Source organism: Tardiphaga sp., from assembly GCF_025356345.1.
Lineage (GTDB): Bacteria > Pseudomonadota > Alphaproteobacteria > Rhizobiales > Xanthobacteraceae > Tardiphaga.
In genome coordinates this window covers 1-8,042 of the sequence record NZ_JANXTC010000260.1, presented here as the reverse complement: position 1 = coordinate 8,042, position 8,042 = coordinate 1, and the positions used below count along the sequence as shown (strand labels likewise).

Annotated in this window: 9 protein-coding genes and 1 tRNA gene; 6 read left to right on the top strand and 4 right to left on the bottom strand. The window is 60.9% G+C overall.

The features are described 5' to 3' along the window. The first annotated feature begins 78 nt into the window (after nucleotides 1–78). The 5 genes from Q0S16_RS16005 (at nucleotide 79) to Q0S16_RS15985 (ending at nucleotide 3,059) form a co-directional block, all read left to right on the top strand. The gene (locus Q0S16_RS16005) at nucleotides 79–510 is read left to right on the top strand and encodes a MaoC/PaaZ C-terminal domain-containing protein (protein ID WP_295849988.1); all 432 of its coding nucleotides are present in this window, start codon (nucleotides 79–81) and stop codon (nucleotides 508–510) included. Next, complete coding sequence (locus Q0S16_RS16000) at nucleotides 507–839, top strand: DUF4286 family protein (protein ID WP_295849986.1); 333 nt, start codon at nucleotides 507–509, stop codon at nucleotides 837–839. The genes Q0S16_RS16005 and Q0S16_RS16000 overlap by 4 nt, the downstream gene beginning before the upstream one ends. Nucleotides 840–964: 125 nt before the next feature. After that, nucleotides 965–1,801, top strand: coding sequence for an ABC transporter substrate-binding protein (locus Q0S16_RS15995; protein ID WP_295849984.1), 837 nt, complete (start codon nucleotides 965–967; stop codon nucleotides 1,799–1,801). Nucleotides 1,802–1,849: 48 nt separating this feature from the next. Further along, entirely contained in the window at nucleotides 1,850–2,812 is a 963-nt protein-coding gene (locus tag Q0S16_RS15990) for a dihydrodipicolinate synthase family protein (protein ID WP_295849982.1), read from the top strand. A 170-nt stretch (nucleotides 2,813–2,982) separates the two neighbouring features. After that, nucleotides 2,983–3,059 (top strand) — tRNA-Arg (locus tag Q0S16_RS15985). Between the two features lie 236 nt (nucleotides 3,060–3,295). Here Q0S16_RS15985 and Q0S16_RS15980 read toward each other — a convergent pair. Continuing rightward, nucleotides 3,296–3,541: a hypothetical protein gene (locus Q0S16_RS15980; RefSeq protein WP_295849980.1), complete on the bottom strand. Its 246-nt coding sequence runs from the start codon at nucleotides 3,539–3,541 to the stop codon at nucleotides 3,296–3,298. Nucleotides 3,542–4,060: 519 nt separating this feature from the next. Between Q0S16_RS15980 and Q0S16_RS15975 the strand changes: the two genes are divergently transcribed. After that, on the top strand, nucleotides 4,061–4,432 hold the full coding sequence (locus Q0S16_RS15975) for a hypothetical protein (protein ID WP_295849978.1): 372 nt from the start codon (nucleotides 4,061–4,063) through the stop codon (nucleotides 4,430–4,432). A gap of 189 nt (nucleotides 4,433–4,621) precedes the next feature. Here Q0S16_RS15975 and Q0S16_RS15970 read toward each other — a convergent pair whose 3' ends face one another. From Q0S16_RS15970 to Q0S16_RS15960, 3 genes are all read right to left on the bottom strand, one after another. Continuing rightward, a complete protein-coding gene (locus Q0S16_RS15970; protein WP_295849976.1) occupies nucleotides 4,622–4,819 on the bottom strand; it encodes a hypothetical protein in 198 nt (65 codons plus the stop codon). 383 nt (nucleotides 4,820–5,202) lie between these two features. After that, nucleotides 5,203–5,859 carry a response regulator transcription factor gene (locus tag Q0S16_RS15965; protein WP_295849974.1) on the bottom strand — a complete coding sequence of 219 codons (657 nt, stop codon included), beginning with the start codon at nucleotides 5,857–5,859 and terminating at the stop codon, nucleotides 5,203–5,205. Further along, nucleotides 5,856–7,937: a cache domain-containing protein gene (locus tag Q0S16_RS15960; RefSeq protein WP_295849972.1), complete on the bottom strand. Its 2,082-nt coding sequence runs from the start codon at nucleotides 7,935–7,937 to the stop codon at nucleotides 5,856–5,858. Before Q0S16_RS15960 ends, Q0S16_RS15965 begins: the two co-directional genes overlap by 4 nt. Between the last annotated feature and the right edge of the window lie 105 nt (nucleotides 7,938–8,042).

Genomic DNA, 8,042 nt, shown 5'->3' with positions numbered 1-8,042 from the left:
TGCACGCGCGCGCCGTCCGGTGACGTGGTCGTCGCGGGCACCGCGACCCTGGTGCCGTTCGAGCGGCAGGGCTGAGCGATGTACGAGCTGAAATCATTCGATGATCTCAAGGTCAACGACCGCGTCAGCCTCAGCAAGACCATCACCGAGGCCGATGGCGCGCTGTACATCGCCGCGACCGGCGATTTCGGTCCGGTGCATGTCGACGATGCCTATGCGCTGACCACGCGCTTCGGCAAGCGGCTGGCGCCCGGCATCATGGTCGCCGGCCTGTGCACCAGCGTACTCACCAGCGAGCTGGTCGGCACCATCGGCATCTCGATCGAGGACCGCTTCTGGTTCACCGGCCCGGTGTTCTATGGCGACACCCTCACCTTCGAGGTGTGGATCGCCGAGCAGATCGACGACACCCGCACCATCATCTGGGAAGCCAGCGCCAGAAACGAGCACGGGCTCGAAGTGCTGAAAGCGCGCGCCAGCCTGAAATTTCCCCGGCGCAAACCGTCATGAGCGATCCGACCAGCGCTTCCGACAAGGCCTTCCTGCATCTCGTCCGGGTCGATATCGACCCGGCGCAGGAGCAAGCGTTCAACGCCTGGTACGAGGAGGTTCATTTCCCCGATCTGCTCGCATGTCCCGGCTGGCTGTCCGCCCGGCGCTTCGTCTCGATCGGCGACGGGCCGAAATATGCGGCGATCTATCAAGTGGCCGGGCCGTGGGCGTTCGAGACGCCCGAATTCCTTGAGGTCGCGGGCTTCGGGCCGTTCGCGCCGTTTGTCACGAATTTTGCACGCATCCAGTTGCAGCCGCTCTCACGGGCGTCAGCGCCGGACGCATGATGTTGCGCTCGCCCGGTCGAAAGATCGCGGCGGGCGAAAAAGGACGCCGAGCATCAAGACTCGCGTGAGGGACGCCCGGAGCAAGAGACTGGTTTCGTCATCTGTCATCACAACGGAGATTCAACATGTTCTCGACCCTACTCAGGCTTGTCGCCGTCGCAGCCCTCGCGGCGTCGCCGATGGTGGCGAATGCCGCCTGCACGCCGGCCATCAGTGACGACAACCTGATCGCGCCCGGCAAGCTGCAGCTCTCCATCAACCCGACGAATCCGCCGCAGCAATTTGTCGACAAGGACGGCCAGTTGCAGGGGCTGAACGTCGAGTTCGCCAATGAACTCGGCAAGCGACTGTGTCTCTCGGTCGAGTTCGCCCGGATGGACTTTCCGGCGATGATCCCCGCGATGAATTCCGGCCGCCTCGATGGCATCAACACCGGCATGTTCTGGACCGAGGAGCGCTCCAAGCTGATGTTCATGGTGCCGAACGGCATGCAGGCGATTTCGGTCGTGGTCGCAGCCGAAAGCCCGCTCAAGATTGCCAGCGAGCAGGATCTGGTCGGCAAGTCGGCCGCCGTCGAGGTCAGCAGCTATCAGATGAACTGGCTGAAGAAGTTTAGCGACGCCAGCGTGGCCAAGGGCGGCGGCGCCGTCGAGATGCGCACGTTCCCCACCGCGACGAATGTGATCGGCGCGCTGCTCGCCGGACAGGTCGATACCGCGCTGCTGGTCGACAGCGTCGCGCGCGATGCCGTCAGCCGCGGTCGCGTCAAGGAAGTGCTTGGCGGCCTTGGCAAGGCCAGCACCGCGATGGCGTTCCGCAGGAAGGTGGTGGCCGAGGCGGTCGCGGCGGCCTTCACCGCGATGCGGGCCGACGGCAGCTACAAGGCGATGGTCGACAAGTTCGGACTCACCAGCCTGCCGGCGGACCAGCCCTTTGCCATCACCGGTCCAGGCCCGACCTGACCCGTGGGCGGGCCGACCAGCCATCGCGATTCCGCCGCCGGGGCAGTAATGCCCCGGTCCTTCACCGAACGCTTGCGCGGCATTCATGCCGCGACAGTGGTGCCGATGAAGGCGGATTTTTCGATCGATGAGGCGGCGCTGGCGACGCATATTTCGGCGGTGACATCCGTTCCCGGCATTAACGGGCTGCTGATCAACGGCCATGCCGGCGAGAATTTTGTGCTGTCACTCGCCGAAAAGCGGCGCGTCACGGAGATTGCGCGCGATCAGGCCCCGAAAGGGTGCCTGATCGTCGCCGGCGTCAATCACGAGTCCAGCCTGCGGGCCGCGTGCGAAGCGGCCGCGCTGGAGCAGGCGGGCGCCGACGGGCTGCTGGTGTTTCCGCCCAATAGCTGGGCGCTGCCGCATGCCGACGCTGCCGTCCTCGGGCACCACGCTTGCATCCGCGACGCCACCTCGGTGCCGTTGATGCTCTATAACGCGCCGGTTGGCGCCGGCGCGATGGCCTATACGCGGCCGGTGTTGGAGCATCTCGTCGCGGACCTCCGCTTCGTCGCGATCAAGGAAGGCAGCTGGGAAGTCGCCACTTACGAACAAAACCGGCGGCTGATCAAAACGCTTCGCCCGGATTTCGCGGTGCTGGGCTCGGGCGACGAGCATCTCCTGACCAGCTACCTCATTGGAAGCGACGGCAGTCAGGTCAGCCTGGCCGCGGTGGTGCCGGAACTGGTCGTCAGCCTGTGGCATGCCGCCGCGTCCGGTGACTGGCCGGCGGCCCGCGCGGCGCACGAAAAGCTCTATCCGCTCGCCGTTGCGATCTACCGCGATGCGCCGGGGGGACGGGCGACGGCCCGGCTCAAGGCCTGTCTGAAGCTGCTCGGGCGAATTCCCGACGACGCGCTGCGTCCACCGCAACCGCCGGTCTCGGCGATCGAATGGGCCGCTCTGTGCCGCGCCTTGCGCGTCGCGGGTCATCTCACCGATGCCGATGGCCCGTCAGTCGGCCGTTAGATTCGACCCGACGCGGGCGAAAGCTCCGCCCAAGCCGCCACTGCATCGAATATGCGCCGCTCGTCGCAATCGGGGGCCGTGGCCGTCGCCGATCCGACCGCCGCGATCCCGTTACTTTCACCTCAGCCGACCGTTGCCGCCGCGCTGGCAATCGGCTAGATGGATCACGTGCACCCGTAGCTCAGCTGGATAGAGCGTTGCCCTCCGAAGGCAAAGGTCATAGGTTCGACTCCTATCGGGTGCGCCAGCAATATCAACGACTTAGCGTGTCTTTGGCTTTTCCGGCCATCGATCGGTTACACGATCAGCTTGCGAGAGCTACAAGGTCAGATCTTTTGGCGAATGGCCTCATGCTTTCGGGCGCCATTTTTTATCCTCCAACCGCCAAACATCGCTTTCCCCGCGGAATGGACGCCGCGCGGTATATTTCCGTTGAAGCAATCGATCGTCATCCTGCGACACCGATCTCGCATCAGGGAATTATCAGAGGGGCGCCTTGCCGAGGGGGCGGTTCTCGGCGGGAGCCCGTATCGTTCCGTCCTTGACGCGATCCGCGGCAGCATTGACCGCCAACAGTATTGCAAAACTCATTGGCTCCGCTCCATCGGCGGTCCGAGGCGGTCGGTGATCTTCGATGTCCAGTTGCGCCGGGCGCCAAAGCTTGTTGGACATATAGTTCAGCTTGATGTCACTGATGTTGAAGACGACGTATGCCGCGACGATATCCATATCATCCATTATCGACGTTGGTCTGTGCACGATAGTTGTTTGAAGTTCTCTCGAAGAATTACGCCGCGGCCGTGGAGCGGGCCGATGTCTCTGGATCCTTGTAGAGTCCAGGGCAATCTTCGATAGGTGATAGTTCCGAGGTTGCGGCGTTATATCACGCAGACCAATGGCTCATTGATCACAAGCAGGATCGGGCTAGAACTGTACTTAGCCTGTTTATCCGAACACTCCGCGTCTCATCCTTGTTCGCCCCGCGGATCATCGACAGGCCTTCGCGCTACGAATCTCGACGCATGATTTTCTCAACCGTCTCGTACACGGTGCGTCCAGAGCTCAAACTCGATCCGAGATGCGAAATCGATTCGAACAATGGAGGGAGAGAAGTCATGTTTGAAATGTGCCCGATCGCTACGACATGCCAATCCCATCGAGGAAAGCGATTGCCTCAACTACCATTCTGTTAACTGAAGTCGAAAACTCCGAAAAGATTCTCTGGAACCTGAACGATAGGAATCTGTCATGGAAAAGATCAACTGGAACATCGTTACGCCTAGCCTCTGGACGGGCGCGGCTGGCCTCGCGCTCGGCGCCATCATCCTTGCGCAGGGCTTTGGATTCATGAGCCCGTCCAGCGCCAACAAGTTCGCGGCTGAAAAAAGCGACCAAGCCGTCGTAGCCGCATTGGCGCCGTCCTGCGCTGCCGATTTCCGTGCATTGCCGGACGCCAAGTCGCGGATGACGACCCTGGTCGCGCATGAAGGTGGTTATCAGGCGAAAGATTCATTCCCAGCCGAATTGATCACGCTGCCCGGCAAGAGCTACATTGATTACGGCCTTGTCCGGGCCTGTGAAGCCCTGCTGCTGGCGCCGGGCACGACTGCGCTTAAATAGCTGCGACATGTCGTAGCCCCGCGCCTTGAAAAGCGCGGGGCGTGTGCGATGACAGGCCGTCATCGTCGCGTGATTAGGACGACCTTCGTGCAGCTTGCAGGATGAATGAGATGGAAGTCGCGCGAGCATCCTGTAAAGTGCGAGTTGAGCATACGATGATTGTATCTTCGAAAATCACATGGTTCGACGTTACCGAGCCGTTATTGTCGTTATGATTTCGGCCATGCCGACGGCGAAGAGCGTGACGATAATCGCAGGATATATCAGGACCAGTCCACTCCTGGCCGATAAAGAGCGACTTTCACCTTGCCTGTTGGGCAGCGTGAGGTAGCCCAACACGGCGCCTGACATCATCAGGACAAATCCGAAGAGAATGGGATTCTGCATGCTGAACTCCGGCGCCGGTTGTGAAACAAATAAGCGTATCGGCTTTGATCTGGCGTCTATCAGTCTGCCGCTTGCTCCGTCGGAGCGATAGTCGGGTCGATTGGAGGGGATGTCGGGTAATCCCTGACACGCGATCAGACAGCGTAAATAAACACCGCTTCACAGGTAGATTCGGGAACGCAAGGGCCAGTTGCGCCCGGATCAATGGACGATGGTGCCACCCCCAAGCAACATCATATATGTTGCATGGGTCCAGCGCATCGGACGAGTTGCGAGCGATCAGTCCTGCTATTCGTGCTCTTTGATCTCTATGACCGGACTCGCGTGCCCCGAGATTCGCGCAAGCCCTTGATGGGGTCGTGCGAGATTGGCCGCCAATGTGTTCAATCCAGGTTTTCGAGCCATCGATGGGCCATTCCGTACCGCACGATGTCGGATCGGGTCCGCAGTCCAAGCTTCTCGATGCCACGGGCCTTGTGGGTTTCGACCGTCTTGACGCTGATGTCGAGACGCCCGCCGATCTCCTTGTTGCTAAGGCCGTGCGAGATCAGTCGCAATACCTCAGTCTCCCGCTGACTGAGTTCGGCCGTCGCCGTCGCCCCCGATGAACCGCTATCGTCTGGCGACGCTGGAAGCGCCCGTTCCGCAATGGCAGGGTCGAGATAAATTCCCCCCTCGGCAATGGCGCGTATGGCGCGAATAAGTTCATCTGCCGCTGATCGCTTCAGAAGGTAGCCCCTCGCGCCGGCTCTGATGACGGGCTGCACGTAGGCGCGATCTTCGTGCACGGTCAATGCGAGCAGCTTGACCTGTGGGACCAGATCAGCGGCTTGTTTGGCGAGATCGAGGCCGCTGAGCCCGGGAAGCGAAATATCGATGACTGCGATGTCAGGCAACAGTCTCTGGATCATGTCGAGCGCGGAGGGCCCCGTCGTGGCTTCGCCAATGACTTCGATGCCTGTGACACCCTCCAGCAGCGACTTGATGCCCGCCAGAACAATCGGGTGATCATCGGCCAGTGTAATTCGAATGATGCTCATGCTTCAACTCCTGGATCTACCAGCGGAACCGTCATGAAAATGGTAGTTCCTACGCCTGGATCGGACTCGATCGCCAGCTCCGCGGAAATCAGGCTCAGTCGCTCGCGCATGCCAGAGAGTCCAAGCTTGATCGTTGGGCCTCTGGTTGTCGTTGACCGCGGATCGGTATCGAACCCGACGCCGTCGTCTTCGACGATAACGCGCAACTCGGTCAGCCGCTGGTCCAGCAGCAGGCTCACATTCTTCGCTTTCGCATGCTTCAGAATATTTGTCAGCGCCTCCTGAATCGCGCGATAGACGGCTATTTCGACGTCCAGCGAAAGTCGCTTGGTATCGCCCAGGAACTGAACGTCGAGGTTGATGTGGAAACGCAGGCTCCATTCCGGACTCAAAGCCAGCAACGCATCGTATAATCCCAAATCATCCAGCGCGGTCGGCCGCAAATCCGCGGCGACGCGGTGAATATCGCGACCGATATCGTTAGCCAGCCCTTGTAGCCAATTGATCCGCTCGAGACTGTGATCGCTATCGCTATTGGTCCTGAGCGATTGTTCAAGGTTCTTGAGTCCCAACAGCAGCCCTGTCACGCTTTGCCCGATCTGATCGTGAAGCTCGCGGGCGATCCGTCGTCGTTCGTTTTCCTCGGCCTCGGCGAGGCGCCGCAGCAATTGGTGCCGCTCCGTCTCGGCCTGTTTAGCGCCGTCGATATCCATGATGACACCGAAAATGACGCCGGACCGTGTCGGCTCGAACTGTGGCGGGCGTCCGGTCGCCCTGCGCCAATGAACGCTGCCATCATTCGATATCGTTCGGAACTCGATACTGACCGAGCCGGCCTGTGGGCAGTCCGCGAAGGCCTTTGCCACACGCGGTCTGTCGGCGGGATCCAGACCGGACAGAAACAGATCGGTGCTGAAGATGCGATCATCTCCATATCCATTATTATCGGATTGAAGAGTTAGCAGAAACTGCGTGCGCCTCGAAGCCAGAACGTCGCCCTTGAGCAAGTCCCAATTGAAGATTCCCAGTTCGGCGGTCTCAATCGCAAGCATGCGGCGTTCCTCGCTGATGCCGAGCGCCGTTGCGGCCTTGGCCTCCTCATCGCGTCTGCGTTGCGCAATGTCGAGTCCGGTCAACCACGCCAGCGCCACCGCCAGAGCGAGACTTACGGTTCCGCCCCCAACTAGCAAATATCCTGATCTCTTGACGGGCGCGTTGAGCGATTCCGTCGGAATTCCAAGATGAACCGACCAGCCGCCGGTGCCGGGCAGTGTGCGGTAGACGGTATCCACCTCCACGCCTTCCAGGGAGTGGCCGACATACGAACCTTCTGGCGCGCGGGCAATCGCGGACCGTATCGATTCGCTGGAGGGGCTCCCGAGTTCGAATTGCTCTGATGCTGTGCGGGCCACGATATTGCCCTTGGCATCGACCACGACACCGACCCATCCCTTCGGGGCGCCCGCACTACGTAAAATCTGGCTGACAGCGTCTGGGACAAGGGCAATCGTCACGATGAAGGTTACTTCGCCGTTGCGCTCGGCCGGGGCGCGAAGCGCGATCAGGCGTTTCCCCGAGATCGGCCCAAGTGGGCCGATGCCGCCAATCGCAGCCTTCTTCGTCGCCATGACCTTCTCGAAATTATCGCGGTCGGCGGTCGCGCCGAGCTCGGATCCCATCGGTCGCAGCAGGTTCAGCACCTGACTTCCATCCGGATCAACCAGCTCGATGTTTTCCCATAATGGCCGGGCTTCCTTGAGCCGCTTGGCCTCGCGATAGAACATCGACAGATCAGGCTGGTCGAGGGAAGCGGATGAAGCCAGCGTCGCGGCGACCTCGATCTGCGTTGCCAATTCGGACGAAACCCGCGTAATCACCCGATCAAGGGTGTCGAATGCCGCCCTCCGCGAGGCCGTGCGCTCGTCGCGGGCGTTCAGAAAGGTTACCCAGCCGGCAAACACCATGACGGGAATGGCCGCGGCCATCACGAGCAGAACCAGTGATTTCCGGGCAATGCGCGATTTTGACTCCATCGTCCATCCTAATACAGCGCTCGACGCCACGTCCTGCTGGACCATTCAACATGCATTCCTATGTACGCGAAATGCAGGCCTGTGCGACCCGGTGAATACCCCTCAGCCCGCATCAGGATTTTCCTGACGGCGAGGGGCTGTCGGCCTGAC